At 62.8% G+C, this 25,849-nt stretch carries 24 protein-coding genes; 18 read left to right on the top strand and 6 right to left on the bottom strand.

Annotated features, from left to right (window positions below; all coding sequences use genetic code 11):
* Positions 1-97 precede the first annotated feature (97 nt).
* From ACWGTI_RS00240 to ACWGTI_RS00230, 3 genes are all read left to right on the top strand, one after another.
* The gene (locus ACWGTI_RS00240) at positions 98-1,132 is read left to right on the top strand and encodes an ABC transporter permease (RefSeq protein WP_454585258.1); all 1,035 of its coding nucleotides are present in this window, start codon (positions 98-100) and stop codon (positions 1,130-1,132) included.
* Positions 1,133-1,144: 12 nt separating this feature from the next.
* Positions 1,145-2,302: an ABC transporter permease gene (locus ACWGTI_RS00235; protein ID WP_454585257.1), complete on the top strand. Its 1,158-nt coding sequence runs from the start codon at positions 1,145-1,147 to the stop codon at positions 2,300-2,302.
* Positions 2,303-2,399: 97 nt separating this feature from the next.
* Entirely contained in the window at positions 2,400-4,721 is a 2,322-nt protein-coding gene (locus ACWGTI_RS00230; RefSeq protein ID WP_454585256.1) for a dipeptide ABC transporter ATP-binding protein, read from the top strand.
* 13 nt (positions 4,722-4,734) lie between these two features.
* Here the strand turns inward: ACWGTI_RS00230 and ACWGTI_RS00225 are convergent, their stop codons facing one another.
* Positions 4,735-5,325: a transglycosylase SLT domain-containing protein gene (locus ACWGTI_RS00225; protein ID WP_454585255.1), complete on the bottom strand. Its 591-nt coding sequence runs from the start codon at positions 5,323-5,325 to the stop codon at positions 4,735-4,737.
* A 219-nt stretch (positions 5,326-5,544) separates the two neighbouring features.
* Here ACWGTI_RS00225 and ACWGTI_RS00220 point away from each other — a divergent pair, with 219 nt between their 5' ends.
* Together ACWGTI_RS00220 and ACWGTI_RS00215 are read left to right on the top strand one after the other, a co-directional pair.
* Positions 5,545-7,083: a trimethylamine methyltransferase family protein gene (locus ACWGTI_RS00220; RefSeq protein ID WP_454585254.1), complete on the top strand. Its 1,539-nt coding sequence runs from the start codon at positions 5,545-5,547 to the stop codon at positions 7,081-7,083.
* Positions 7,084-7,140: 57 nt separating this feature from the next.
* The gene (locus tag ACWGTI_RS00215; protein WP_454585253.1) at positions 7,141-9,567 is read left to right on the top strand and encodes a GcvT family protein; all 2,427 of its coding nucleotides are present in this window, start codon (positions 7,141-7,143) and stop codon (positions 9,565-9,567) included.
* Between the two features lie 25 nt (positions 9,568-9,592).
* On the opposite strand, the gene ACWGTI_RS00210 is transcribed toward ACWGTI_RS00215, so the two are convergent.
* Positions 9,593-9,985 (bottom strand): DoxX family protein, encoded by a 393-nt coding sequence (locus tag ACWGTI_RS00210; RefSeq protein ID WP_454585252.1) that lies wholly within the window; start codon positions 9,983-9,985, stop codon positions 9,593-9,595.
* Positions 9,986-10,181: 196 nt separating this feature from the next.
* On the opposite strand from ACWGTI_RS00210, the gene ACWGTI_RS00205 reads away from it, so the two are divergent.
* Positions 10,182-10,670: a hypothetical protein gene (locus ACWGTI_RS00205; protein ID WP_454585251.1), complete on the top strand. Its 489-nt coding sequence runs from the start codon at positions 10,182-10,184 to the stop codon at positions 10,668-10,670.
* 63 nt (positions 10,671-10,733) lie between these two features.
* Here the strand turns inward: ACWGTI_RS00205 and ACWGTI_RS00200 are convergent, their stop codons facing one another.
* Positions 10,734-11,510, bottom strand: coding sequence for a VOC family protein (locus ACWGTI_RS00200; protein ID WP_454585250.1), 777 nt, complete (start codon positions 11,508-11,510; stop codon positions 10,734-10,736).
* Between the two features lie 194 nt (positions 11,511-11,704).
* On the opposite strand from ACWGTI_RS00200, the gene ACWGTI_RS00195 reads away from it, so the two are divergent.
* The 6 genes from ACWGTI_RS00195 to ACWGTI_RS00170 all read left to right on the top strand — a co-directional run bounded on the left by ACWGTI_RS00195 (position 11,705) and on the right by ACWGTI_RS00170 (position 17,402).
* Positions 11,705-12,421: a gamma-glutamylcyclotransferase gene (locus ACWGTI_RS00195; protein ID WP_454585249.1), complete on the top strand. Its 717-nt coding sequence runs from the start codon at positions 11,705-11,707 to the stop codon at positions 12,419-12,421.
* Between the two features lie 130 nt (positions 12,422-12,551).
* Positions 12,552-13,907, top strand: coding sequence for an NAD(P)-dependent oxidoreductase (locus ACWGTI_RS00190; RefSeq protein ID WP_454585248.1), 1,356 nt, complete (start codon positions 12,552-12,554; stop codon positions 13,905-13,907).
* Positions 13,908-13,912: 5 nt separating this feature from the next.
* Complete coding sequence (locus tag ACWGTI_RS00185; protein ID WP_454585247.1) at positions 13,913-14,755, top strand: class I SAM-dependent methyltransferase; 843 nt, start codon at positions 13,913-13,915, stop codon at positions 14,753-14,755.
* Between the two features lie 12 nt (positions 14,756-14,767).
* Positions 14,768-16,081: an NAD-dependent dihydropyrimidine dehydrogenase subunit PreA gene (gene preA / locus ACWGTI_RS00180; RefSeq protein WP_454585246.1), complete on the top strand. Its 1,314-nt coding sequence runs from the start codon at positions 14,768-14,770 to the stop codon at positions 16,079-16,081.
* A 313-nt stretch (positions 16,082-16,394) separates the two neighbouring features.
* Complete coding sequence (locus ACWGTI_RS00175) at positions 16,395-16,898, top strand: RrF2 family transcriptional regulator (RefSeq protein ID WP_454585245.1); 504 nt, start codon at positions 16,395-16,397, stop codon at positions 16,896-16,898.
* 45 nt (positions 16,899-16,943) lie between these two features.
* Complete coding sequence (locus ACWGTI_RS00170; protein ID WP_454585244.1) at positions 16,944-17,402, top strand: carboxymuconolactone decarboxylase family protein; 459 nt, start codon at positions 16,944-16,946, stop codon at positions 17,400-17,402.
* Positions 17,403-17,447: 45 nt separating this feature from the next.
* Here the strand turns inward: ACWGTI_RS00170 and ACWGTI_RS00165 are convergent, their stop codons facing one another.
* Together ACWGTI_RS00165 and ACWGTI_RS00160 are read right to left on the bottom strand one after the other, a co-directional pair.
* Complete coding sequence (locus ACWGTI_RS00165; protein WP_454585243.1) at positions 17,448-18,170, bottom strand: SDR family oxidoreductase; 723 nt, start codon at positions 18,168-18,170, stop codon at positions 17,448-17,450.
* Positions 18,167-19,006 (bottom strand): SDR family oxidoreductase, encoded by an 840-nt coding sequence (locus ACWGTI_RS00160; RefSeq protein WP_454585242.1) that lies wholly within the window; start codon positions 19,004-19,006, stop codon positions 18,167-18,169. Before ACWGTI_RS00160 ends, ACWGTI_RS00165 begins: the two co-directional genes overlap by 4 nt.
* Positions 19,007-19,109: 103 nt before the next feature.
* On the opposite strand from ACWGTI_RS00160, the gene ACWGTI_RS00155 reads away from it, so the two are divergent.
* The gene (locus ACWGTI_RS00155) at positions 19,110-19,982 is read left to right on the top strand and encodes a helix-turn-helix transcriptional regulator (RefSeq protein WP_454586448.1); all 873 of its coding nucleotides are present in this window, start codon (positions 19,110-19,112) and stop codon (positions 19,980-19,982) included.
* Between the two features lie 12 nt (positions 19,983-19,994).
* Here ACWGTI_RS00155 and ACWGTI_RS00150 read toward each other — a convergent pair whose 3' ends face one another.
* Positions 19,995-20,636 carry a TetR family transcriptional regulator C-terminal domain-containing protein gene (locus ACWGTI_RS00150; RefSeq protein WP_454585241.1) on the bottom strand — a complete coding sequence of 214 codons (642 nt, stop codon included), beginning with the start codon at positions 20,634-20,636 and terminating at the stop codon, positions 19,995-19,997.
* A 241-nt stretch (positions 20,637-20,877) separates the two neighbouring features.
* Here ACWGTI_RS00150 and ACWGTI_RS00145 point away from each other — a divergent pair, with 241 nt between their 5' ends.
* The 5 genes from ACWGTI_RS00145 to ACWGTI_RS00125 all read left to right on the top strand — a co-directional run bounded on the left by ACWGTI_RS00145 (position 20,878) and on the right by ACWGTI_RS00125 (position 25,829).
* Positions 20,878-22,206, top strand: coding sequence for an aminotransferase class III-fold pyridoxal phosphate-dependent enzyme (locus ACWGTI_RS00145; protein ID WP_454585240.1), 1,329 nt, complete (start codon positions 20,878-20,880; stop codon positions 22,204-22,206).
* 73 nt (positions 22,207-22,279) lie between these two features.
* Entirely contained in the window at positions 22,280-23,530 is a 1,251-nt protein-coding gene (locus tag ACWGTI_RS00140) for a Zn-dependent hydrolase (protein ID WP_454585239.1), read from the top strand.
* On the top strand, positions 23,527-23,967 hold the full coding sequence (locus ACWGTI_RS00135) for a contact-dependent growth inhibition system immunity protein (protein WP_454585238.1): 441 nt from the start codon (positions 23,527-23,529) through the stop codon (positions 23,965-23,967). The genes ACWGTI_RS00140 and ACWGTI_RS00135 overlap by 4 nt, the downstream gene beginning before the upstream one ends.
* Before the next feature lie 36 nt (positions 23,968-24,003).
* The gene (gene hydA / locus ACWGTI_RS00130) at positions 24,004-25,455 is read left to right on the top strand and encodes a dihydropyrimidinase (RefSeq protein ID WP_454585237.1); all 1,452 of its coding nucleotides are present in this window, start codon (positions 24,004-24,006) and stop codon (positions 25,453-25,455) included.
* 35 nt (positions 25,456-25,490) lie between these two features.
* Positions 25,491-25,829, top strand: a complete 339-nt coding sequence (locus ACWGTI_RS00125; RefSeq protein ID WP_454585236.1) for a hypothetical protein — start codon at positions 25,491-25,493, stop codon at positions 25,827-25,829.
* The last annotated feature ends 20 nt before the right edge of the window (positions 25,830-25,849 follow it).

The following is a 25,849-nucleotide window of genomic DNA, read 5'->3' as shown; positions in this document are numbered from 1 at the left end:
GCATCCGAGGGCCTGTTTGACGGCCAACTCTGCCGGTAACGGCAAAGCTGGTTGTCCACGCTGGCTCCAACCCCAACCAGACGGGCAGGGGACCGCCATGCTTTCTTTCGTAATCCGGCGTCTCGGCACCATGGCATTGACGATGCTGTGCCTGACGATGGTCGTCTTCTTCCTGATCAATCTCGACCCCAATCTGAAGAAGCTGGCGATCAGCCAGACCGAAATGCATACATCCGCCGATCAGCTCGAAAGCTGGCTGGCCGAACACGGGTATCGGCAGAACTTCTTCGTGCGCTACGGCCAATGGCTGGGCATCCTGCCCAAGCAACCGGTGACCGATCCCGCGACAGGCAAGCCGGCGCAGCGCTTTTCCTTTTGCAACGATCCGCTGGAGCCGAAATTCTCCGGCATCATCGAGGGCGATTTCGGCTGCTCGACCAAGTTCAAGGCATCCGTCGCCTCCAAGCTTTTTCCGGCACTCGGCGCCACCGGCATCCTGATGCTCTGTGTGCTCGCGGTGATGGTGCCGATTTCGCTGCTGGTCGGCATCCTTGCGGGCATGCGCGAGGGCTCGCGAACGGACCGGACGCTTTCCGTCGCCTCGATCGCGTCGACGGCTACGCCTGAATATGTGTCGGGCGTCATCTTCACCGTCATCTTCGCCTCGTGGCTCGGCTGGTTGAACGGTTCGGCCGCCTCGGCAAGCCAGGGCATCACTTTCTACAATTTCACGCTGCCGGTGATGACGCTGGCGATCTACGGCATCGGTTACATCGCCCGCATGACCCGCGCCTCGATGGTCGAGGTGATGACGCAGCAATACATACGCACCGCCCGGCTGAAGGGACTGTCCTTCGGCAGCGTCGTTATCAAGCACGCCCTACGCAATGCGCTGATCGCGCCGTTCACGGTCATCATGCTGCAGTTTCCCTGGCTACTCACCGGCGTCGTCATCGTCGAGGTGATGTTCCGCTATCAGGGCTTTGGCTACACGCTGGTCGAGGCGGCGGGCAACAACGACATCGATCTCCTGCTTGGCTGTTCGCTGGTCTCGGTGTTCATCGTCCTCATCACCCAGCTCATTTCGGATGTCGGCTACGCGTTCCTCAATCCGCGTATCAGAGTGCAATAGGGGGCTGAGCGGATGCAGGTCGAATATATCGGTGCCTTCAGTATCATACTGGGCGTGATTGCCCGTTTCTGGCCGGTCTGGCTGGGGCTTGCCCTGGTGATGGGGGCGAGCTTCGCCTATAAGAAACGCCTCGGCCTCTATGGCCAGCTGTTCGACAGCGGCGTCGGCATTGTCGGTGTCGGCATCTGCCTGTTCTGGCTGTTCACGGCGATCTTCGCAGCGACCGTCGCGCCCTTCGATCCGCTCTCCCAGGTGCCGATCATGAAGGACGCACTGCCGGGCGCGATCGAGCCGGTATCGAAGCTCATCTACTATTTCGGCGGCGACAAGCTCGCCCGCGATGTCTTCTCACGCATGGTCTATGGCAGCCAGATCGTGCTGATCATCGCACCGGCGGCGACGGGGTTCGCGCTGATGGTCGGCATTACGCTCGGCCTGCCAGCCGGTTATTATGGCGGCAGGATCGACACCGTTCTGTCGTTCCTGGCCAATCTGGTTCTGGCCTTCCCGGTGATCCTGCTGTTCTATCTCTTGGTGACGCCGGGCATCATGGACACGCCTATCCCCTATGCGATGGCCGGGTTGTTCTTCCTGTTTCCGATCATCTTCTTTTCCGTGCTGTTCTGGACCCGCTACAAGAACCGGCCGGACCGGCTCTACATTCTCATGGGGCTGACGCTGGTCATCGGCGGGTGGGTCTATGCCGGCCTGGTCTTCGATGCCGATCCGTTCAGGGTCATCCACATCGATCCCAACCAGCTCAACATCTTCGTGGCGGTGGTGTTCGCCTCCAGCCCCGGCGTGTTCCGCATCGTGCGCGGCCTGGTGATGGACATCAAGACGCGCGACTATGTGGCGGCAGCGCAGACGCGCGGTGAATCACCCTGGTACATCATGCTGTGGGAGATCCTGCCCAATGCGCGCGGACCGCTGATCGTCGATGCCTGCCTGCGCATCGGCTACACCACGATCCTGCTCGGCACGCTGGGGTACTTCGGTCTCGGCCTGGCGCCGGAGAGCCCGGACTGGGGCACCGCGATCAAGGACGCCAGCCGCCTGCTGCGCTCCTTCATCCATCCGGCGTTGCCGCCGACGATCGCGCTGATGTCGTTCGTGCTGGGGCTGAACCTGCTCGCCGACTCGCTGCGCGAGCAATCGATGAAAGACTGATCTGCGGGCTCGGCCCGCAGAGCATGATCCCGACAAATGGCACCCGGTTTTCGGAAAAGATCATGCTCAGAGAAAAAACCAAGGATTGGAGCGACCCATGAATGAGGCAGTTCGAAATCCCGGAGAACCGATCATCGAGATCGAGAACCTGTCGATCTCCTTTTTCACCCGCAAGGGCGAGATTCCTGCCGTCATGGATTTTTCCTGCACGGTAATGCCCGGCGAAGCGATGGGCATCGTCGGTGAATCCGGCTGCGGCAAGTCGACGGTGTCGCTCGGCATCATGCGCGACCTCTCCAACATCGGAAAGATCGTCGGCGGCAAGATCAAGTTCCAGGGCAAGGACATGGGCGAGCTCTCCGACGAAGAGCTGCGCGCCATTCGCGGCAACAAGATCGCCATGATCTACCAGGAGCCGATGGCCAGCCTCAATCCGGCGATGAAGGTCGGCCAGCAATTGATGGAAGTGCCGCTGATCCACGACAAGGTGTCGAAGGAGGAGGCGTACAAAAGGGCGCTCGAAATGGTGCGCGCTGTAAAGCTGCCGGATCCCGAGCGCATGATGCGCTCCTATCCGCACCAGCTTTCCGGTGGCCAGCAGCAGCGCATCGTCATCGCCATGGCGCTGCTGTCGAAGCCGGCGCTGCTTTTGCTCGACGAGCCTACCACGGCGCTCGACGTGACGGTGGAGGCGGGCATCGTCGAACTGGTCAGGGGGCTGGGCGAAAAGTTCGGCACCTCGATGATCTTCGTGTCGCACAATCTCGGCCTGATCCTCGAAACCTGCGACCGCATCACCGTGATGTATTCGGGCGAAGCGGTCGAGACCGGCAAGATCAAGGACGTCTTCGACCGCATGCGTCATCCCTATACGCAAGGGCTGTTCCGCTCGATCCCGCTGCCCGGCGCCGACAAGAATTCGCGGCCGCTGATCGCCATTCCCGGCCAGTTGCCGTTGCCGCATGAGCGGCCCAAGGGCTGCAATTTCGGCCCGAGGTGCCACCATTTCGTCGAGGGCGTCTGCAACGCCGCCGAAATCCCGATGATCGAGGTGGCGGGCCACGAAGGCCATTTCTCGCGCTGCGTGCGCTTCAACGAGATCGACTGGGAGGCGCTGCCGCCCGGCGCCAAGAAGGTCAATGACAAGGTCGAGCCCGGTGCGCCGGTGCTCAAGATCCAGGACCTCAAGAAATACTACAAGGTCGGCGGCAGCGAGGTGTTCGGCTCGAGCGAGGGCCGTGTCGTCAAGGCCAACGAGACGATCTCGTTCGAGGCGCGTGAATCCGAGACGGTTGCCATCGTCGGCGAATCCGGCTGCGGAAAGTCGACGCTGGCCAAGGTGTTGCTCGGGCTGGAGACGGCGAGCTCCGGCAGCGTGACGCTCGGCAACAAGGAGATCCAGTCGACCGGCATCGAGAAGCGCAGCGTCGATACGGTGTCGTCGATCCAGATGGTGTTCCAGAACCCGTTCGATACGCTGAACCCCAGCCACTCGGTCGGCTCGCAGATCATCCGCACGCTGGAAAAATTCAATGTCGGCAAGACGGTGGCCGAACGCCGCAAGCGGATGCTTGAGCTGCTCGACCTGGTGAAGCTGCCGAGAGCCTTCGAGACCCGCAAGCCGCGCCAGCTGTCGGGCGGACAGAAGCAGCGCATCGGTGTGGCGCGCGCCTTTGCCGGCGATGCCAAGGTGGTGGTGGCCGACGAGCCGGTTTCGGCGCTCGACGTCTCGGTGCAGGCGGCGGTGACCGAACTGTTGATGGACATCCAGCGCAAGAACAAGACGACGATGCTGTTCATCAGCCACGATTTGTCGGTGGTACGCTACATCGCCGACCGCGTCGTCGTCATGTATCTCGGCTACATCGTCGAGCAAGGCACGACCGACCAGATCTTCTCGCCTCCCTACCATCCCTATACCGAGGCGTTGCTGTCAGCGATCCCGATCGCCGACACCAGCGTGGTGAAGAAGCACATCGTGCTCGAGGGCGACATTCCGTCGGCGATGAATCCGCCGACCGGCTGCCCGTTCCAGACGCGCTGCGGCTACAAGAAGCTGGTGCCGGACAATCTGTGCGAGACCAAGGTGCCGCCGGTGAAGAATCTTGGCGACGGCCATATGAGCCTGTGCTGGCTGTCTGACGATGTGCTGGCCAAGATGGATCAGGTGATCAAGTTCGACAAGGAGCATGCCGCGCATGAGGGCGTGCCGGAAGACGCACCGCATGGCAGCGGGCCGGGTTCGACAGGAACAGCGCCCAACCGGCCGCGTGGCAAATCGTCGAGCGCGGAAGCGGACGAGATCGGCGAGGCCGTGGAGCAGGGCCAGGCTGGGATGCGAGCCCGTCGCAACAAAGTAGTCGACGAGGCTTCCGAAACCGGCCTCAAAAAGCCGAAAGATACGACAAGGCGGCACTAGACCGGGAAGGGTGCTAGTTTTCGCATTGCCGTAACTGCGCATCATAGTCGCGGGCCATCTTTTCGGTCGCCCGCGCATAGCCCTGCACACCGGCGTCGCCGCGATTGCCGCGGCCATAGGCGGTCCAGCCGAGATAGTAGGCGAGATAGAGATTGTAGGTGTCGTTGCGGGCGACGCCGAAGGTGTCGGCGGTCTTGGAATGATACCAGCCGACGAAATCGACGGCATCGGCGAATTTTGTCCGCCGCGCCCCCCAGCTGCCGGTTTCGCTCTGATATTGCGACCAGGTGCCGTCGAGTGCCTGCGAAAAACCGGTGGCCGAGGAGACATGCTTCCACGGAATGAAGCCGAGCAGCTTGGTGCGTGGCGGCCTGGCGTTGCTCTTGAAGCCGGACTCCTTGCGCACCGTCGCCATCAGCACCGGAACCGGGATGCCGTATTTCTGCGAGGCGCGCTCGGCCGCCGCCTGCCAGTTGTCGAACCAGCCGTCATTCTGGTCGAAGACGGCGCAGACATTGTTGATATGGTTTGGCGGCGTGGCGCAGGCCGAGAGAGCCAGGAGCACACCAACCGCTACAATTTTACTAAAACTCGACCTACGCATGGGGAAGACGAATAGGCCGAAATCATAAAGGGAATCTTGCGGCCTTTCTTAACGTCCTGCCGGCTCGGTTGCGCTGGCTCGAGTTGGCGCCACTATTCCGACTTTTTGCGTCGCTTTTGTCTTCATTCAAATACGAAAATGCCGCCTTGGCTAAAATCACGCCCGTGAAGGGCGGATTCCTGACAGCCGCGCGCCGATGCCGGCGCTCTGATGCCAGGCATGAACGAACCAAGACGCAAGCGCGGCGCAGAGCGAACCAGCAACAGGGGGCCGTCGGCTATTCCGCAACTGCCGCTGAGGCGGGTGACCAATCCCTATCCGCCGATGGCAATGCTGTCGGCTGACCAGATCGAGGCCATCCACCAGGCTTCGATGCACATTCTGGAGAATTTCGGCATCGAGGTGATGTCTCAGCGGGCGCTGTCGCTGTTCGAAAGAGCTGGCGCCACGGTCGACCATGCGACGGCGAATGTCCGCATCGACAGGGGCCTTGTTGCCGAGGCGCTGAGGACCACGCGGGCGAGCTATACGCTTACCCCGCGCAATCCGGCAAACGCCATTCATCTGGGCGGCAATACGATCAATTTCACCCTCGTCGCCGGGCCGCCCAATGTGCACGACATGGAGCGTGGCCGCCGTGCCGGCAATCTGCGCGACTATGCCGATCTCACCCGGCTGGCGCAGCATTTCAACTGCATTCACATGCTGGGCAACCAGGTCTGCGCGCCTGTGGATCTGCCGGCCAACACCAGGCATATGGACACCTATTTCACCAATCTGACGCTGACCGACAAATCCTTCCATGTCTCGGCGATCGGCCGGGGCCGGGCGCTGGACGGCATCGAGATGATGGCGATCGCGCGGGGGCTGACGCTGGACGAGATGCGCGATGATCCCGGCATTGCCACGATCATCTCGGTCAACTCGCCGCGCCGCTTCGACGAGATGATGGCCGAAGGCTTGATGACCATGGCCGAGTTCGGCCAGTCAGTGGCGGTGACGCCGTTCACGCTGATGGGCGCGATGAGCCCGGTGACGCTGGCAGGCGCATTGGCGCAGCAGAATGCCGAGGCGCTGTTCGGCGTGGTGCTGACGCAGCTGGTGCGCCCCGGCGCACCGGTGATGTACGGCGCCTTCACCTCCAATGTTGACATGAAGTCGGGCGCGCCGGCCTTCGGCACGCCGGAGAACACCAAGGCCAACATTGCCTCAGGGCAATTGGCGCGGCGCTATTCTCTGCCCTACCGCACGACGCCGGGGTCGGCCTCGAATGCGGCGGACGCGCAAGGCGCCTATGAGACGTTGATGGCGCTGTGGGGCACGGTGCTGGGCCACGGCAATCTCGTCTACCACGCCGCCGGCTGGCAGGAGGGCGGGCTGACGGCGTCGTTCGAAAAGCTCATCATCGATGTCGAGATGATCCAGCACATGATGGAGTTTCTGCGCCCGATCGTCGTCGACGAGGCGGAGCTGGCGGTCGAGGCGCTTGGCGCGGTGCCCACAGGTGGCCACTTCTTCGGCGAGCCGCACACACTGGAACGCTATGCCACCGCCTTCTACCAGCCGATCCTGTCCAACTGGCAGAACTACGAGGCATGGCAGGAAGCCGGTGGCCTCGACACGACGGCGCGCGCGACGCGGCTGTGGAAGAAGGCGCTGGAAGACTATGTCGAGCCGTTGATGGACATAGCCGTGCGCGAGGCGCTGGAGGCGTACATGGCCAGGCGCAAGGAAGCGATCGGGCTGGGCGAGCCGTGATGCTTCCCGTCCTGATTCATCTCATCCATACAACTCACTGATATCAGAGAAAAATCCATGAAATCGCATGCAAAGGTGGTGGTCATTGGCGGTGGCGTCGTCGGATGCTCGGTTCTGTTCCATCTGGCACGCCATGGCTGGACCGACGTCGTGCTTCTGGAGCGCGACGAGCTGACTTCCGGCTCGACCTGGCATGCGGCCGGCGGCATGCACACCATCAATGGCGACCCCAACGTCGCCAAGCTGCAGAAATACACGATCTCGCTCTACAAGGAGATCGAGGAGCTTTCGGGTCAGGCGACCGGGGTGCACCTGACCGGCGGCGTGCTTCTGGCGGCCACCGAGGCGCGGCTCGACTGGCTGCGCGGCGTCGTTGCCAAGGGGCGTTATCTCGGCATCGACCTCGAGGAAATCTCGGCCAATGAGGCGGCCGGACTGATGCCGCTGCTCGACCCCAAACAATTCGTCGGCGCCGTCCGCAACAAGGAGGACGGCCACCTCGATCCCTCGGGTGTGACCCACGCCTATGCCAAGGCCGCGCGCAAGCTCGGCGCCGAGGTCGAGCGCTTCACCAAGGTGGAGGACATTGTGCGGCGGCCCGACGGGATGTGGCGCGTCATCACCAACAAGGGCGAGGTGGTTGCCGAGCATGTCGTCAATGCCGGTGGCCTGTGGGCGCGCGAGGTCGGCCGCATGGTCGGGCTGGAACTGCCGGTGCTGGCCATGGAGCACATGTACCTGATCACCGAGGACATGCCCGAGGTCGCGGCGTGGAACGCCAAGACCGGCACCGAGATCATTCATGCCGTCGATTTCGACGGCGAGCTGTACCTGCGCCAGGAGCGCGGCGGCATGCTGATGGGCACCTACGAGAAGGCCAACAAGGTCTGGTCCGAGTTCTCCACACCGTGGAATTTCGGCCATGAATTGCTGGAGCCCGACATCGACCGGATCGCGCCGTCGCTCGAGGTCGGCTTTCGGCATTTCCCGGCCTTCGAGAGGACCGGCATCAAGCAGATCATCAACGGACCCTTCACCTTCGCCCCCGACGGCAATCCGCTGGTCGGGCCGGTGCGCGGGCTGCCGGGTTTCTGGGTCGCCTGCGGCGTCATGGCCGGCTTCAGCCAGGGCGGCGGCGTTGGACTGGCGCTGTCCAACTGGATGATCGAAGGCGATCCCGGCGCCGACATCTGGGCCATGGATGTCGCGCGCTATGGCGACTGGGCGACGATGGCCTATACGAACGCCAAGGTGCGCGAGAATTATTCGCGCCGTTTCTCGATCCGCTTCCCCAATGAGGAACTGCTCGCCGGACGGCAGCTGAAGACGACGCCGATCTACGATTTGTTGTCGGCCGAGGGCGCGCAATGGGGCGTGTCCTATGGGCTGGAGGTGCCGCTCTGGTATGCGCCTGAGGGTGTCAAGGACGAGTTTTCGTGGCGGCGCTCGAGCGACTTCACCCATGTCGCGAAGGAAGTTGCGACCGTCCGTGAAGGCGTCGGCCTCGCTGAGATTTCGAACTTCGCCAAATACAAGGTGACCGGCGAGGGGGCAGCCGCTTGGCTCGATCGTATCTTTGCCTGCAAGCTGCCGAAACCTGGCCGGATGACGCTGGCGCCGATGCTGAAGGAGGACGGCAAGCTTATCGGCGATTTTACCCTTGCCAACATCGGCGAGGGCGAATGGTTCATCGCCGGCTCGGGTGTCGCCGAGCAATATCACATGCGCTGGTTCGAGGCGCATCTACCCAAGGACGGCTCGGTCCGGATCGCGGCGCTGGGGCAAAAACTCACCGGCCTGGCGATCGCCGGGCCTAAGGCGCGGGCGGTGCTGGCGAAGGTCAGCCGCGTGGATGTCTCCAATTGCGCGTTTCCGTTCATGGCCGTCGCCAAAATGGATATCGGCATGGCGCCGTGCCTGGTTGGCCGCGTCAGCTACACCGGCGACCTCGGCTACGAGATCTGGGTGGCGCCGGAATATCAGCGCGCCGCCTTCCAGGCGCTGACGGCGGCGGGCGAGGAATTCGGCATCGGCCTGTTCGGCTCGCGCGCGCTCAATGCGCTTAGGCTGGAGAAAAATTACGGCTCATGGGCGCGCGAATACCGGCCGATCTACGGGCCGCTGGAGGCCGGGCTCGACCGTTTCGTCGCCTATGGCAAGGAGGCGGATTTCATCGGCAAGGCCGGCGCGCTTGCCGAGCGCAAGCATGGCGGCAAGCTCAGGCTGCGAACCTTCATTCTCGAGGCAGACGATGCCGATGTCATCGGCGACGAGCCGATCTGGTTCGGCGGCGCGGTGCGCGGCTGGGTGACGTCAGGCGGCTACGCGCACTATCCGAAAAAATCCGTCGCCCTGGGCTATGTGCCGAAGGAGATCGCTGATGAGAGCGACGGCTTCGAGATCGAACTTTTGGGCAAACGCCATGCGGCGCGCATGCAGGCCGCGCCGCTGTTCGATGCGAATTTCGAGCGGATGAGGGGGTGAAGGGAAACCCCTATCCCGCCCCTTGTCAGGCGTTGCGGCGGTTGTCGAGCGCGAAAGCGCCGGCGCCGGCAAACGCCAGATAAAGGAAGATGAAGCAGAAGGAGATCGCCAAGTCGCCACCATTGTTGACTGGGAAGAAGTCGCGCGGGAAGTGCGCCATGAAATAGGCGATGGCCATCTCGCCGGCCAGCAGGAAGGCAACGGGTCGGGTTAACAGCCCCAGCGCCAGCAGGATGCCGCCGGCGAATTCCAGAATGCCTGCCGTCGTCGTCAGCCCATCAAGAGCGTGAGGCTCGGCGCTGACCGGGAAATTGAACAGCTTCTGCGAGCCATGCTCGATGAACTGCAGGGCCGTGATGATGCGCAGAATTCCGAGTGCCTGCGGCTGAAATCTGGCGAGACCGTCAAAAAGCTTCATCTAAAACTCCAATTACACCCAGATCGCCCATAAATGATCGTCCGACCGCGGACCATTCACTTCCCAGGGCCTGTCATCAACAATCGGTGATGGTGACGTTTCTCAATTTTGGGATAAATATTTTTCGCGCATGGGTTGTATTTGTATCCTTAAGGTTGTAAGGATGGCGGTATTCCAACCGAGTGGTTCTCGCATCATGAAAACATTCGCCATCAGCCTCTTCACAATCCTTGCAGGCACCAGCGTCGCCATGGCCCAGGAAGCCGGCTGCGATGCCTTCAAATGGCCAGTTACGCGAGAGCAGACACTGTTTGCAGCAGCGCCAGCCGCGCAGTCGGGCGCTGCCCTGACGGTCGGCCATGCGGTCGACTTCACGCTGGAAGCGGTGGACGAGGTCGCCTTCACCTTGCCTCCGGAACGCGCGCCCGCAACAGGGACGTTCGGCGCGACAGCAAGTGTGACCGTACCGCCTGAAGGCGAGCTGCAGATAAGCCTCTCCGGCGAAGCCTGGATCGACGTCATCCAGGGCGACCATGCAATCAAGTCCGCAGGCTTTAGTGGCGTCAAAACCTGCCCCGGCATCCGCAAGAGCGTGCGTTTCAAGCTGCCGGCGGGGCTGGCGTCGATCCAGATCAGTGGCGCCAAGGGCCAGAGCATCAAGGTGGCGGTGCTGGCGCCGGAGTGACGTCCTCTCTCATCGCACCGGGCGGCGCGATGAGAACCGTTCGGTTCATGCCTGTCAGCCGGATCAGCGTTCCGGCGAAATGAGGGCGAAATAGGCGCCTTGCGGATCGGTGAACTGAGCGATCCACTGGCCGGTCGGCACCGGTATCGGACCCATGACGATCTTGCCGCCATTGTCGGTGACGCGCTTGGCGGCGGCGTCGATGGCGTCGACATTGAAATAGAACAGCCACACCGGCACCGGAAGCTGCTGCGGCTTGTTCATGATGCCGCCGCCCGATTCAGGGCCGGCAGAGAAGGTCTGATAGATGCCCATCTCGCCGATGTCCATGCTGCCGGCATCGGACCAGCCGAACTGGCTGGAATAGAAATCGAAGGCCTTCTGCCGGTCCGCTGCATAGAGCTCATGCCAGCCGACATGGCCGGGTGTGGTAGACGGCAGGACGGGCTGATCGGGCCCATTGGGCTGCAGGAACATGAAGACAGCGCCTTGCGGATCGGCGACGACGGAGAAACGGCCGACGCCGGGAATGTCGTCGGGTTCGCGGTGGACGGCCCCGCCGGCGGCCTTCAGCGCCTTGGTCGAGGCATCTGCATCCCTGGTGTGGATATAGCCGAGCCAGGCCGGCTTCATGCCCATTTTGGCGGCGTCCTCGGGCATGGTCATCAGCCCGCCGACGCCACGCTCGGCGGAGTTCACCACGATGTAGCGCGGCATGCCGGGCGCCTTGTCGAAGGGCTCGGCCCGCCAGCCGACGATGGTTGTGTAGAACGCTTGCGCCGCATCGAGGTCGGTGGTCATCAGCTCGTACCAGAAGAAGGGCATTGGGGATTTTGGCATTTTGGTCTCCTCACCTTCATGCATCGATGATTGTCCGATCCATCATAGGACGATTTCAGTGACGCGCACCCGACAGCGAACCGCAGAAAATTCAACGGCTGCGTTGACACATCGTTCCGCACTTCGCCCCACCCGGCGGCTTGCACGCGCGGCGGTTTTCGACTTTCCTTGGGCGAACGAGGGGTAGTCGTTTCATGCGCCGTATGTCACTCACGCCTGAGCTTGTGTCACTGTGCCATCGCGAGGAGGTCGATCCCGGCCCCGACGGCAGCTGGACCCAGCTCACCGACGAGGACTTCCGCACGCTTGCCTTGCAGCTCTCCGACGAAGCCGATGCGGGGCCGCTGTGGGTGTTCGCCTATGGCTCGCTGATCTGGAAGCCGGCTTTCGAATCCGTTGAGCGCCAGCGCGCCACGGCGTTCGGCTGGCATCGCTCGTTTTGCCTCGACATGGTGCGCTGGCGCGGCAGCGTCGCGCAGCCGGGGCTGATGATGGCGCTCGAACGCGGTGGCCGATGCGATGGCGTCATCTACCGTCTGCCTGAAGGCGACAAGCCGCAGCAGATCGAAAGACTGTTGCGGCGCGAGATCGACGACCATGAGAGTGTCAGCTCGGTCCGGTGGGTTCCGGTGCGCACGGCGCAAGGGGTGGTGCGGGCGCTCGGCTTCTGGGTCGGGGTGAGGGGCAGGGGGACGTCGCTCGGGCAGCCGCTGGACACGGTGGCGCGGGTACTGGCGAGGGCCTGCGGGCATGTCGGCTCGGGTGCGGAATATCTCTACAACACCGTCAGTCACCTCGAGGAATTCGGCATTCGCGACCGCAATCTGTGGCGGCTGCAGCAATTGGTCGCCGATGAGATCAGGTCCATCCATGGTGGCGCTCCAGGCTCCGGCTTTTCGGCCGCGCCATAGAGGCATAACATGAGTAAAAAAATCATGTTACTATTGAAGGTTTTCAGAGGCTTGCGGCGAAAATTGACCAATTGATAAAAAAATAAAACGTGCTAGCCTTCCCCCAAAACGAAAACATGGGGAACTGACGATGCCAGAAGGCCAGTTCAAGGACGGTATTGCCGGCGGACGGCTCCCGGCCGACCAGTATGCTGAGAATTTTTCCGACCTGCATCCGCCGCTCGATCATCACGAGGCGCTGGTCGAATCCGACCGCTGCTATTTCTGCTACGACGCGCCGTGCATGAACGCATGCCCGACCTCGATCGACATTCCGCTGTTCATCCGCCAGATCTCGACCGGCAACCCGATCGGTTCGGCCAAGACGATCTTCGACCAGAACATTCTGGGCGGCATGTGCGCCCGCGTCTGCCCGACCGAGACGCTGTGCGAAGAGGTCTGTGTGCGCGAGGTGGCGGAAGGCAAGCCGGTGCAGATCGGCCGCCTGCAGCGCTACGCCACCGATATCGCCATGGCCGAGCACAAGCAATTTTATCCGCGCGCGGCATCGACCGGCAAGTCGGTCGCCGTCGTCGGCGCAGGACCGGCCGGCCTTGCCGCCGCCCACCGGCTTGCCCGCCACGGCCACGAGGTGACCATTCTCGAAGCCCGCCCGAAGGCCGGCGGCCTCAACGAATACGGCATCGCCGCCTACAAGAGCATCGACAATTTTGCCCAGGCCGAGGTCGACTACGTCACCGCTGTCGGCGGCATCGACATCCAGAACGGCAAGGCGCTCGGGCGCGACTACCAGCTGTCGGACCTGATCCGGAATTACGATGCCGTCTTCCTCGGCATGGGGCTTGGCGGCGTCAATGCGCTGCGTGCTGATGGCGAGGATGCCGACGGCGTCACCAATGCGGTCGAGTTCATCGCCGAACTGCGTCAGGCCAGTGATCTCTCCAGCCTGCCGGTCGGCCGGCGCGTCGTTGTTATCGGCGGCGGCATGACGGCCATCGACGCGGCGGTTCAGTCGAAGCTTCTGGGCGCGGAGGAAGTGACGATCTGCTACCGGCGTGGCCAGGAGCACATGAACGCTTCTGAGTTCGAGCAGGATCTGGCCGCCGCCAATGGCGTCACCATCCGCCACTGGCTGCAGCCGAAGCGGGTCATCACTGAGGCCGGCAAAGTGTCGGGCATCGAGCTCGAATACACGGCCATGAACGGCGACAAGCTCGCCGGTACCGGCGAGCGGCTGACGCTCGTCGCCGACCAGGTGTTCAAGGCGATCGGCCAGAGCTTTGTGCCGGCCGCCCTCAACGGCAGCGGCGCTGCGATCGAACTGGAAGCCGGCCGCATCAAGGTCGACGCCGAAGGGCGCACCTCGCTCGCCAATGTCTGGGCCGGCGGTGATTGCATCTTTGGCGGTGACGACCTGACGGTTTCGGCCGTGGCACAAGGCCGCGATGCGGCTGAGAGCATCAACAGGAGTCTGACGCAGGGATAGAGATCATGGCCTCGGTGGAATCGGGCATCGCCCGTCACTACGACGTATCGGGTCTTGAGCAGCACATTCTTGCCGTGCTCGCCGATACCGGCGTGGACATTGCCGATCTGCGCGCCGGCGATCTCGAAGCGGTCGACGAATTCCACATTGGCGGTATCGCTGCCACCCGGGAACTCATCGGCCAGATGGGGTTGAAGCCGGGGGCCAGGTTGCTCGACATTGGTTCCGGCGTGGGTGGCCCAGCCCGCTTTGCCGCCAACAATGCCGGCGCCGATGTCACCGGCATTGATCTGACGCAAAGCTATGTCGACATCGCGACCAGCCTGTCGAAGCGGGTGGGAATGGCCGACAAAGTCCGGTTCGTGCAGGGCAGCGCGCTGGACATGCCGTTCAGCAACAAAAGCTTTGACACGGCCATGATCCTGCATGTCGGCATGAATCTGCCCGACAAGAAAAAGCTGATGAGCGAGGTGGCGCGTGTGCTCAAGCCGGGCGGCGTCTTTGCCGTCTACGATGTGATGCGGCTGAAGTCGGGCACGCTGACCTATCCGCTGCCATGGGCATCGGATGAAAGCATGTCGTTCGTCGCCACGCCCGACGACTATCGCTCGGCTGCCGCGGCTGCAGGGTTCTCCGTAGCCGCCGAGCGCCCACGCGGCGCCTTTGCCATCGAATTCTTCGCCACGATACGAGCGCGCATGGCTGCGGCGCAGGCGGAAGGCAAAAAACCGCCGCCCGGCGTCAATCTTATCATGGGCGAGAACGCGCGGACCAAGATCGCCAATCTCACCGCCGCGCTTGAAGGCGGCATTCTTGCACCCGTCGAATTACTCCTTCGTCTCGGTTGAAAGGGACCTGTCATGGCTGACATCCGCAACAATTTCGTCGGCATCAAATCGCCCAATCCGTTCTGGCTGGCCTCGGCGCCGCCGACCGACAAGGCCTACAATGTCATCCGCGCCTTCAAGGCGGGCTGGGGCGGTGTGGTCTGGAAGACGCTGGGCGAGGAAGGCCCGCCGGTGGTCAACGTCAACGGCCCGCGCTACGGCGCGATCTGGGGCGCGGACCGCCGCCTGCTCGGCCTCAACAATATCGAGCTCATCACCGACCGCGACCTGCAGGTCAATCTGCGCGAGATCAAGCAGGTCAAGAAGGATTGGCCCGACCGCGCCATCGTCGTCTCGCTGATGGTGCCTTGCGTCGAGGACGCCTGGAAGGCGATCCTGCCGGTGGTCGAGGAGACCGAAGCCGATGGCATCGAGCTCAATTTCGGCTGCCCGCACGGCATGTCCGAACGCGGCATGGGCGCGGCGGTCGGCCAGGTGCCGGAATATATCGAAATGGTGGTGCGCTGGTGCAAGCAGAACACCCGCATGCCTGTCATCACCAAGCTGACGCCCAATATCACCGATGTGCGCAAGCCGGCACGCGCCGCCCTTGCCGGCGGTACCGACGCGGTATCGCTGATCAACACCATCAACTCGATCACCGGCGTCGATCTCGACAGTTTCGCGCCGCAGCCGACCATCGACGGCAAGGGTTCGCATGGCGGCTATTGCGGCCCGGCGGTGAAGCCGATCGCCATGAACATGGTGGCCGAGATTGCACGCGATGCCGAAACCCAAGGCCTGCCGATCTCCGGCATTGGCGGCATCACCACCTGGCGCGACGCGGCCGAATTCATGGCGCTCGGCGCCGGCAATGTGCAGGTGTGCACCGCGGCGATGACTTACGGCTTCAAGATCGTGCAGGAGATGATTGCCGGCCTGGAAAACTGGATGGACGAGAAGGGCCATGTTTCGCTCGACGACATTATCGGCCGCGCCACGCCCAACGTCACCGACTGGCAGTATCTCAACCTCAACTATGTCGCCAAGGCGCATATCGACCAGGACGCCTGCATCAAATGCGGCCGCTGCCACATCGCCTGCGAGGACACTTCGCACCAGGCCATCACCAACATGGTCGACGGCGTCAGGCACTTTGAGGTCATCGAGGCCGAATGCGTCGGCTGCAATCTGTGCGTCAATGTCTGCCCGGTGGAGAACTGCATCACCATGGAACCGCTGGCCGCCGGCGTGATGGACCAGCGCACCGGCAAGCCGGTATCGCCGGTCTACGCCAACTGGACGACGCATCCCAACAACCCGATGGCGAAGGTGGCCGCGGAATAAGCTTGGGTTCCTCGCCCCACGAAGTGGGGAGAGGTGGCCCGGCGAAGCCGGGACGGAGAGGGGCCTTCGGACGACTGAGAGTTGCCCACGGTTTCGCCTTCTACCCTGTTCGCGCGCATCCCTAATAGATTCTGACTTCGCAGAGGGCGTCCCCCTCTCCGTCCCGGCTTCGCCGGGCCACCTCTCCCCCGCTTCACGGGGGCGAGGAACCCAAGTCCTGTAAAGCCATCGCGAACTCGCGAATTTCTGTATTTTCCTATTGCAGATAAAAAATATCCACGATAAAAGAAATCCATGAATTGGAGATGGCACGATGAAACTGGGCGAGGGCGTTGAGGCGGCTATCCACTGCGCGGCGACGCTGGCCAGCGTCGACGGCAACAGCACGATGCCGGGCGCGGCGCTCGCGGAGTGCTTCGGGCTGTCGCCGAGCTATCTCTTGAAGAATCTCAACCAGCTCACGGCGGCACGCATCCTGGAATCGGTGCCGGGGCCGTCGGGCGGCTACCGGCTGGCGCGGCCGGCCGAGCGCATCACGCTGCTCGACATTGTGCTGGCCATCGAAGGCCGTGAGCCTGCTTTCCGCTGCGGCGAGATCCGCCAGCGCGGTCCGGTCAAGATCGATGCTTCGGCCTATGTGAAGCCCTGCGGCATCAATGCCGCGATGCTGAAGGCCGAGCGCGCCTATCGCGCGGCTCTGGCGGAAACCCGGTTGTCCGACATCGTGGCTGATTATGAAGCCGAAGGCGATCCGCGTTCGATTGCCGTCAGCTGTGCCTTTGTAGCGCGCCATCAGCGGCCGCAGAAATCCGCTTAGACCAAGCGAAATCCAACCCACCAGACAGATGTGAAAGGAAAGATGATGAAACAGAGACTGCAATTCTTCGCCAAGGCGCCCGAGATCATGAAGGCGGTGTCGGCGCTCAACAAGGCGGTCGACGAATGCGGGCTTGAGGTGGGCCTGCTGCATCTGGTCAAGCTCAGGGCGTCGCAGATCAATGGCTGCTCATACTGCGTCGAGATGCACAGCCGCGAGGCGCGCGGCGACGGCGAGACCGAGACACGGCTCTATCTGGTTTCGGCCTGGAAGGAATCGCCGCTGTTTTCCGAGCGCGAACGTGCCGCCTTTGCCTGGACCGAGGCCACGACCCTGATCGCCAACAATGACGTGTCTGACGAACTCTATGCCCGCACGCTCGCGCATTTCTCGGAAGAGGAACTGGTCAAGCTGTCCGTTGCGATCGGCATGATCAACACCTGGAACCGGCTCTGCATCCCCTTCCACGCCATTCACCCGATGCCGGCTGCCAAAGCAGCCTGATCGGACGCGCTGCGCGCGGATGAAAGGTCCGCGCGCCCTCATTGTTCAGGCTGCGTAGCGCAGGCCCCCGTCGCAGGTCAGCACCTGGCCGGTCATGAAACCGTTGGAGACAAGGAAGGCGATTGCGCCGGCGACATCTTCGGCGTGGCCGATCCTGCCGACAGGGGTCTTGCCGGCATATTCGCGGAATATCGCCTGCCGCTGGTCGTTGGGCAGAAAATCCCACCATGGCGTGTCGATGACGCCGGGCGCCACGACGTTGACGCGCAGCGGCTTCAGCTCGACGGCAAGGATCGGCACCACGGTCAGCAGCATGCCGTTGACGGCGGCGATGCCGGCGACGCCGGGTGCCGACAATTGTGCCGACACCGCCGATATGAAGGTGACCGATCCCGTTCTGTCGAGCGTCGGCAGGGCTGCCTGCAAGCAGGATAATTGCGGCCGGACTTTCTCGTCCACACCGCCGGCGATGTCGGCAAGGTCAAGAGTTTCGAATGGGCCAAGTCCTTTGCCGCCACTGGCTGCCAGGACGAGGTGATCGAAGGGTCCGAGCTCGCCAAAGAATTGGCGGACTTCGTCCGGCTTCGAAGCATCGAAGGCCGCCTTGCCGACGGCGCCGCCAAGGCTCTTCCAGGCGCTGTTCAGCTTGTCCTGGTTTCGTCCGGTGATGGTCACCTTCATGCCCGGACCAAGCAGCTTGCGCGCCGTCGCCAGCCCGATGCCGGATGAGCCGCCGATGATGACGGTGTGTTCGATCTTACTGGTCATGAATGCTGTTCCTTCGATGTTGGCGAGGCCTGTCCGACGAGGTCGAGGCTTAGAGCTCGCAGTTGCTGCCGTGCCTTCGCGTCATAGGCTTGCCCGTCGGCGCGGGATTCTTTTTGGCCGTCGAAATAGAGGCCGCTGCGGCCCTCCAGCGCGGGCGATGTCGCAAGGTTGAGAATGGCCTCGGCACCGGTCTCGACCGAACTCCAAGGTGTCACGCCGGCCTCTCGGACCATGGTGGTATTCATGTAACTCGCCGGATGCAGGGCGTTGACGGTGACGCCGCTGCCTTTCAACTGATCTGCCAGATCGATGGTGAACAGGATCTGCGCCAGCTTGCTCTGGCAATAGGCGCGCACGCCGTCATAGCCATGGCTCAGCATGACATCGCTGAAATCGAGCGCCTGCTGGCCGGCCGAGGCGACATTGACGATGCGCGCCGGCGAACTCGCCTCGAGCAACGGCAACAGTTCCGATGTCAGCACGAAGCCGGCGAGATAGTTGACGGCAAAGCGCAGTTCGAACCCATCGGCGCTGAGCTGCCGCTTGGCGCCGGCGGTGCCGATGCCGGCATTGTTGATGAGGATATCGAGCCGCTCGGTGCTGGCACGCACGGCTTCGGCAAGGCGGTGAACCTCGGCCAGCGAAGCGAGGTCGGCGGCGAGAAACTCGGCCTTGCCGCCGGCGGCTTCGATTTCGGCGACGGTTGCCTTGCCGCGCGCCGCGTCGCGGCCATGCACCAGCACGCGGGCGCCGGCTCCGCCCAGCCTTTGCGCGACGACGCGGCCGACGCCGTCGGTCGAGCCGGTGATGAGGATTGTCTTGTCTTTCACGTCCATATTGGGAGCCTCCATTTTCGCTCTGGATGCCAAGATGGGGCGCTTTGCGCGCCGCAAACAGTTCAAACTTTATCCTGGTATCGATACTGCTATATTGAGCCTCATGGATGCTTCCGCACCTTCGCCTGAAGACAGCCGCCGGCGCGAGCTCGGTGCCTTCCTGCGTTCGCGCCGCGAAAGGCTTTCGCCTTCGGCCACAGGCATTGCTGCCGGCGCCAGGCGACGCACGCCCGGCCTGAGACGCGAAGAGGTGGCGATGATCGCCGGCGTCGGCACCACCTGGTACACCTGGCTGGAACAGGGCAGGGATGTGCGACCGTCCGTGGAGGTGCTGACGGCGCTTAGCGAGGCCTTGCGGCTCGACGCCGCCGAGAAGCGGCATTTGTTCACGCTGGCCGGCCGCCAGCAGCCGGAGCGGCGGCACATTACCCCGGTCAAGGTCGAAGGCCCTTTGCTGCACATGCTGCAGAGCCTGGTCCTGCAGCCGGCCTATATTGTCGGGCCGCGCTGGGATGTGCTGGCCTGGAATGCAGGAGCCGTCGCCATCTTTGGCGATTACGGCCTGCTGGAGGGCGATGCCCGCAACATCATCCATGGTGTTTTCACCGATCCGCACCGGCGCCACCTGCTGGTCGACTGGGAACGGGTGGCGCGTGCAACCCTTGCCGCGTTTCGAGCCGAAAGCGCGAAATATACCGGCGATCCGGATTTCGAGCGGCTGATCGCGCTGATGATGCGCTCAAGCCCGGAATTCCGGGAATGGTGGCCGCAACGCGACGTGGTGCATCGTCTGTCCGGCAAGAAGTATCTGCGCCATCCGATCGCAGGCTCCATGGCGTTCGAGCATATGAGCCTGTCGATCGACGACGGCTCGGACATGAAACTGATCGTCTACACGCCGCTCGCCGAGCAGAATTCAGTTGCGAAGCTGGAAGACCTGCTGAAGGCGCAGCCGCAGGAACTGCGCAGCGCCTGAGCTGCTAGCGCCTTAGCCCTTCGGCTTCAATCCGTCGATAAACAGCTGTTCGAGAAAGCGCGCCGCGTCCTCGAAGCGGCCGTCGCCGCCGCGGTCGGGGCCGAGCACGGCACGGACCTGGACGTCGAAATCGGCGTAATGCTGCGTCGTCGCCCAGATCGAGAAGATCAGGTGCCAGGGATCGGTGCGGGCGATCTTGCCGGCGCGCATCCAGCCCTTGATGACATTGGCCTTCTCGTCAACCAGCGTTTTCAGCTCGCCTTCCAAAAGTGGCATGATGCGCGGCGCGCCTTGCAGGATCTCGTTGGCGAACAGCCGGCTCTCCCTGGGAAAATCGCGCGCCATTTCAAGCTTGCGCCGAATGTAGCTCCGCAGCTCGGTCAAGGGATCGCCGATGTCGTCGAGTTCGCGCAGCGGCGCCAGCCAGGTCGCCAGCAGCCGCTCCATCAGCGTCTCGTGAATGTCTTCCTTGCGGCGGAAATAATAGAGCAGGTTCGGCTTCGACATCCCCGCGGCTTCGGCGATCTGGTCGATGGTCGAGCCGCGAAAGCCGTTGGTGGAGAAGACCTCGAGCGCCGCTTCCAGGATCAGTTCGCGCTTTTCCTGCTGGATGCGGGTGCGGCGGGGGGCGGAGCCTTCGATGGCGTCGGTCATAAGGCCAAGCCCTGGTCGCGCGGGTCATCTGGACCAATTCTCTGGACCAGTTTTTCCCTGAGCCGTGGAGCGCACTTCGGAGGCCGCATTTCCGCTAGTAATCCCTTGACCGCCGACAGGGCGGTGCTAACGTTTGTCCAATCGGTCAAAATTTGCGTAGCATGAAAACGTCGCAAAGACCAAGTGTTGGAACGACCAAGCGTTAGCGCACCGAAACAGGTTACAAGGGGAAGTCTTGGTCATGTCCAACCGGCTGAAAGTCACGCCGAACGATCTCAGCGCATTCTGGATGCCGTTCACGGCAAACCGGCAGTTCAAACAGGCGCCACGCATGTTCGTGTCCGCCAAGGACATGCACTACACGACCAGCGATGGCCGCAAGGTGCTCGACGGCACCGCCGGCCTGTGGTGCGTCAATGCCGGCCATTGCCGTCCCAAGATCACCGAGGCGATCCAGCACCAGGCGGCCGAGCTCGACTATGCGCCGGCCTTCCAGATGGGCCACCCGATCGTGTTCGAGCTGGCCAACCGCCTGGTCGATATCGCGCCCAAGGGCATGGACCATGTCTTCTTCACCAATTCCGGTTCGGAATCGGTCGATACAGCGCTGAAGATGGCCATCGCCTATCACCGCGTGCGGGGCGAGGGCGCGCGCACCCGCCTGATCGGCCGCGAGCGCGGCTATCACGGCGTCAATTTCGGCGGCATTTCGGTGGGCGGCATCGTCAGCAACCGCAAGATGTTCGGCACGCTGCTCGGCGGCGTCGACCATATGCCGCATACGCATCTGCCGGAGAAGAACGCCTTCTCCAAAGGCGTGCCGGAATATGGCGCGGAGCTTGCCAACGAGCTGGAGCGCATCGTTACGCTGCATGACGCCTCGACAATCGCCGCCGTCATCGTCGAGCCGGTCGCCGGTTCAACCGGCGTCATCCTGCCGCCGAAGGGCTATCTGCAGAAGCTGCGCGAAATCTGCACCAAGCACGGCATCCTGCTGATCTTCGACGAGGTCATCACCGGGTTCGGCCGCCTCGGTGCGCCGTTCGCCGCCGACTATTTCGGCGTCACACCCGACATCATGACCACCGCCAAGGGCGTTTCCAACGGCGTCATCCCGATGGGTGCGGTGTTCGTCAAGAAGGAAATCCACGACGCCTTCATGACCGGCCCCGAGCACATGATCGAGTTCTTCCACGGCTACACCTATTCGGGCAATCCGATCGCGTGTGCGGCGGCGCTCGGCACGCTCGACACCTACAAGGAAGAAGGCCTGCTCACCCGTGGCGAGGAACTCGCGCCTTACTGGGAAGATGCGTTGCATTCGCTGAAGGGCGAGCCGCATGTCATCGACATCAGGAACATCGGCCTGATCGGCGCGATCGAACTGGCGCCGATCCCCGGCAGCCCGACCAAGCGGGCCTTCTCGGCCTTCGTCAAGGCGTTCGAGCGCGGCGCCCTGATCCGCACCACCGGCGACATCATCGCGCTGTCGCCGCCGCTGATCATCACCAAGGGCCAGATCAACGAATTGATCGACCATGTGCGTGAAGTGCTGAGGGCGATAGACTAAGCTGGCTTTTTTGTCTGGACGGGTGGCGATGGGAACCGCCACCCGCCCAGAACATGAAATGGAAGGACTGTGCATGGCCGCACCCGGCGAGAATCTGCGAATCAATTCAGACCGTTTGTGGGATTCCATCATGGAGATGGCGAAGATCGGCCCCGGCATTGCCGGCGGCAACAATCGCCAGACCGTGACCGACGAGGACGGCGAGGGCCGGCATCTGTTCAAGCGCTGGTGCGAGGCCGCCGGGCTCGAAATGGGCCTCGATGAAATGGGCACCATGTTTGCCCGCAGGGAAGGCGCCGATCCCAGCCTGCCGCCGGTCTATGTCGGCAGCCACCTCGATACGCAGCCGACCGGCGGCAAGTATGACGGCGTGCTCGGTGTTCTCGGCGGCCTGGAAGTCGTGCGCTCGCTCAACGATCTCGGCATCAAGACCAAACATCCGATCGTGGTCACCAACTGGACGAACGAGGAAGGCGCGCGCTTTGCTCCGGCGATGATGGCGTCCGGCGTGTTTGCGGGCGTGCTCGACCAGGCCGAAGTCTACGAGCACACGGACAAGAACGGGAAGAAATTCGGCGAAGAACTGGAGCGCATCGGCTGGAAGGGCACGGAGAAGGTCGGCGAGCGCAAGATTCACGCCTTCTTCGAGTTGCACATCGAACAGGGTCCGATCCTCGAGGACGAGGGCATCGACATCGGTGTCGTCACCCATGGCCAGGGGCTGAAATGGCTGCAGGTGACGCTGACCGGCAAGGAAGCGCATACCGGCTCGACGCCGATGCCCAAGCGCCGCAATGCCGGGCTCGGCATGGCCCGGGTGATCGAACTGGTGCACGAGATCGCCATGGACTACCAGCCCGATGCCGTCGGCGCTGTCGGCCACATGGAGGCCTACCCGAACTCGCGCAACATCATCGCCGGTCGCACCGTCTTCACCATCGACATCCGTTCGCCGGAAAAGGAAGTCCTCGACGCCATGGATGCCCGCATCCGCGAAGGCATCGACACGATCTGCGATGCGCTCGATATCAAGTATCAGATCGAGCAAGTCGGCCATTTCGATCCGGTCACCTTCGACAAGAACTGCGTCAAGGCAATCCGCGATGCCGCCGAACGCCTCGGCTACACGCATCGCAACATCGTCTCGGGCGCCGGCCATGACGCCTGCTGGATTAACCGCGTCGCGCCGACCGCCATGGTGATGTGCCCCTGCGTCGACGGGTTGTCACACAACGAGGCCGAGGAAATCACCAAGGAATGGGCCGGCGCCGGCGCCGACGTGCTGTTCCACGCGGTGGTGGAAACTGCGGGGATCGTGGCGTGAAACCGCGACGCAATCTCGACGAGGACCGGACGCTCAACGTCTTGTTGGGCTGGAAGGCGGATCAGCCGCCATATCCAACATCTCTAGTCGAACGGGCCAGCATTGCCTTGGCAACGCCGTTGCGGGATCTCACCAGGGAGCAGGTGAGGCTTCTGGTCAGCCAGGGGTTCGGACTGGAATATGTGGTTCCGAAAGCAATTTCCATCCTGATTGAAAACCCGCTGATAGGGGTGACGTTCTACGACGGCGATCTGCTCATGAGCTGCCTCAAGATTCCGCAGGAGTTCTGGATGGAGAACCAGCATTTGTGGGTGGAGCTTGACGGGATCTTGCGGTCGCTTGACCAAACCGTTTCGGACATTGGGAAGCACCGGCCACAATTTGAGTCCGCGTGGGAGGCTTGGAACAGTCAGGACGCGAGGTCGAAGAAAGCCTAGGCCTACCAGCGCAAATTTACAGGGGAAGCAAGAAAAATGACCAAAGTCATCCGAAATGGCACCATTGTCACCGCCGACCGCACGTGGAAGGCCGATGTGCTGGTGCAGCATGGCAAGATCGTCGCCATCGGCTCCAACCTGCATGGCGACCATGAGTTCGACGCCACCGGCTGCTACATCATGCCGGGCGGCATCGATCCGCACACCCATCTCGAAATGCCGTTCATGGGCACGTATTCGGCCGACGATTTCGAGTCCGGCACGCGCGCCGCACTTTCGGGCGGCACGACGATGGTGGTTGATTTCTGCCTGCCGGCGCCGCAGCAATCGCTGCTCGAAGCCTTGCAGATGTGGGACAACAAGACCTCGGGGGCGTCCTGCGACTATTCTTTCCACATGGCGATCACCTGGTGGGGCAAGCAGGTGTTCGACGAGATGGCCACGGTCGTCGACAAGGGCATCACCTCGTTCAAGCATTTCATGGCCTACAAGGGCGCGCTGATGGTCGACGACGACGAGATGTATGCGTCGTTCCAGCGCTGCGCCGATCTCGGCGCACTGCCGCTGGTCCATGCCGAGAACGGCGATGTGGTTGCAGCGCTTTCGCAAAAGCTGCTCGCCGCCGGCAACAACGGCCCCGAGGGCCACGCCTATTCGCGTCCGCCGGAAGTGGAGGGCGAGGCGACCAACCGCGCCATCATGATCGCCGACATGGCCGGCGTACCGCTCTATGTGGTGCATGTCTCGTGCGAGCAGAGCCACGAGGCCATCCGCCGGGCGCGGCAAAAGGGCATGCGCGTGTTCGGCGAGCCGCTGATCCAGCATCTGACGCTGGACGAGAGCGAGTATTTCGACAAGGACTGGGACCATGCGGCGCGCCGCGTGATGAGCCCGCCCTTCCGCAACAAGTTGCATCAGGATTCGCTGTGGGCCGGCCTGCAGGCGGGATCGCTGCAGGTGGTGGCGACCGACCACTGCGCCTTCACCACCAAGCAGAAGCGTAACGGCGTCGGCGATTTCACCAAGATTCCGAACGGCACCGGCGGGCTCGAAGATCGTATGCCGGTGCTGTGGACGAGAGGCGTCAACACTGGACGGCTGACGATGAACGAGTTCGTCGCGGTGACCTCGACCAACATCGCCAAGATCCTCAACATGTATCCGAAGAAGGGCGCCATCGTCGAAGGCGCCGATGCCGACATCGTGGTGTGGGACCCGAAGCGCAAGAAGAAGATCACTGCCAAGAAGCAGCAGTCAGTCATCGACTACAATGTTTTCGAAGGGTTCGAGGTGACCGGAACGCCACGCTTCGTGTTTTCGCGTGGCGAATTGTTGATCGAGGAAGCGGAGATCAAGGCTAGGCCCGGCCATGGCGAGTTCGTCGCCCGCGAGCCGAATGCGGCCGTCAATCGGGCGCTGTCGACTTGGAAGGACATTACCGCGCCGCGCAAGGTGGAACGCACCGGCATTCCGGCGACAGGGGTTTGAGGTTGCGGAGCTCCGCAGCGCTCATCTCACTGGTCGTGGCGATCGTCATCGCCGGTCCCGCAACCGCGGCCGACAGGCTGCTCGGCTCCTGGGGCAACGACGCCGGCTGTGCCTTTGCAAAGGCCGGTTATCAGGACCGCGACGACTATATCGTGCTGACCGCGGAGGGCATCGAGACCTATGGCAGCGGCTGCCGGTTCGCGCAGCAATTGACGTCGGCTTCGGGTACGCAATCGCTTGGTGCGACCTGTTCCGCCGAAGGTGAGGCGGGGACGACGGCTGAAACCATTATGGTCACCAACAAGGGCGAGGATGGTTTCTTCGTGACCATTCCGGGCCTTGAAGAAATGGGGCCGTTGCAACCGTGTTCGTGACGTTGGGTGTGGGGGAATGA

The sequence above is a fragment of the Mesorhizobium sp. ArgA1 genome, assembly GCF_053714375.1.
The sequence above is the reverse complement of the archived record's forward strand: the minus strand, read 5'-3'. Positions and strand labels throughout refer to the sequence as shown.